General features: G+C 54.5%; 1 protein-coding gene and 1 pseudogene. Both read right to left on the reverse strand.

Annotation, left to right across the window (positions count from 1 at the left end):
- Positions 1-114: 114 nt before the first annotated feature.
- On the reverse strand, positions 115-1176 hold the full coding sequence (gene pstS / locus NW820_RS05000; RefSeq protein WP_414406853.1) for a phosphate ABC transporter substrate-binding protein PstS: 1062 nt from the start codon (positions 1174-1176) through the stop codon (positions 115-117).
- A 508-nt stretch (positions 1177-1684) separates the two neighbouring features.
- Positions 1685-1834, reverse strand: a pseudogene (locus tag NW820_RS05005) (aspartate carbamoyltransferase); the annotation flags it as partial.

Here is a 1834-nt window from a genome sequence, read left to right on the forward strand (position 1 = left end):
CTTTCCTAAAAATCCCACCGTGCAAGGTAAGCCCAGCAGCCGACCGAGAAAGCCTCATCTGCCTCCTCAGCCGGCCACCAGCTCCACTCTAGTGGAGTTCAGGCTGCAACCCAGTCATCGCACCGCATTGGGGTTAACGGTGATGGCATCCAGCTCTGCAAAGATCCGCTGGATAGCCGCCTCAGGCATAGGGATGTAGTCCAGCTCCTTGGTGATGGCTTGACCCTCTGGCCCCTGGGTCCACTTCAGAGCCTCCACCAGCTTGGTCAGCTTCTGCTGATCGGGATACTCGCGGTACAGCATCACCCAGAACAAGCCCACGATTGGGTAGTCATTTGGCCCTTCAGGGTCGGGCACCAACAGCGCAAAGTCATCAGGAATGGGAGCATCAAGCGCCGAGGTAGCTGCCTCAGTCGAGAACTCAACAATGTTGCCCGCTTTGTTTTCCAAGCGAGCAGTGGCCATCTTTTCCAGCTTGGCATAGGACTGGTTCACGTAGCCAATTGCCCCTGGCTCCTGCTTGATGGTGGCGGCTACGCCCTCATTCCCTTGGGCTCCAATGCCAACAGGCCACTCGACAGAAGTACCAGCACCGGCTGTCCAATTAGGGCAGACAGTTCTGATGTGGTTGGTGAACACAAAGGTAGTCCCAGAACCATCAGAGCGGTGTACCCAGGTGATGTCCAGGGGTGGCAGCTTGTTTGCTATACCTGGGTTCTCGGCCTTGATGCGAATGTCGTCCCAGCGAGTGATCTCGCCGGTCACGATGCCGCAGTAGGTTTTCCGCTTCAGGATGAGCTCTCCGTCTTCAATGCCGGGCAGGTTATAGGCAAACTCGATGGACCCTCCCGCCAGAGGCAACTGTAGGGGCTCATAGCCGTATTTAGCTCGGAAGTTTTCCAGGCGAGCACCGGAGAAAGGCGCCTCGGAAGCGCCGAAGTCCACAGTGCCATTGATCACCTGCTCTAGGCCAGCACCACTACCGACAGACTGATAGCTGACTTGCACAGCGGGGTCTACGGTGCGGTTGTAGGCGTCAAACCAACGTTGCAGCAAAGGAGCCGCAAAGGTCGCGCCCGCCCCGGAGATTTGCACGGTTTGGGCTTGAGCCGAGGTCGCTGTTAGAAATCCTACTGTTAGAGCGGTGAGGGAGAAAGCAGAAAGCAGGGTTCGCATAGGTAATATCTGTGGCAAATCAACATCTTCAACCCTATAACCTCAAAGTTAACGGAGGGATATCTAAAGGTTAACTTTGGGTTAAGTCAAGAGAAAAATCGATATTTTTGAGTGTGCTGGCTCGTTTCCAAACCTCGATTTTCCATCTGGTGGTTTTGGCCAGTTTGGATTTCAGCAAAATCAGGATCCTGGAGCCCAGGATCCGCGAAAAGGCTTATACTGCTGAACTTCTATCTCATTTGACAACCAATCAAACGGACACAACTTGAATAAGAGCTAAGCTTAGACGGCTGCAAAAAAACTCGATCCAGATCCAAGATGTGTAAAATTTGAGACAAAGATGTTGCTCACCTCTCGGCAAGCTTGGACATGATTTCAGCAGGGCGGGAAAAGCCCCGCCCAGAGATTCTTTCGGCTTTTGGCAGAGAGAATTGGTTAGAAGATAGACTCCAACCTTCTAGACGTGGGGCAGCTCTACATGTTCCCCGAGCAGAGAAAGATCTGGGCTCTAAGCTGGGATCCGCCCGCCCCCCATGAGGTACAGCAGGGCCATGCGCACCGCCACGCCGTGGGTGACCTGCTGCTCAATCAGGTTCAAGCCGGGATCCTCCATCACCTCGGAGCTGAGTTCCACACCGCGATTGACCGGGCCGGGGTG

It is taken from the genome of Synechococcus sp. R55.7 (assembly GCF_047461955.1).
GTDB lineage: Bacteria > Cyanobacteriota > Cyanobacteriia > Thermostichales > Thermostichaceae > Thermostichus.

Coding starts and splice junctions, on each gene's coding strand:
- pstS (WP_414406853.1), bottom strand. CDS start 1,176: ATGCGAACCCTGCTTTCTGCTTTCTCCCTCACCGCTCTAACAGTAGGA.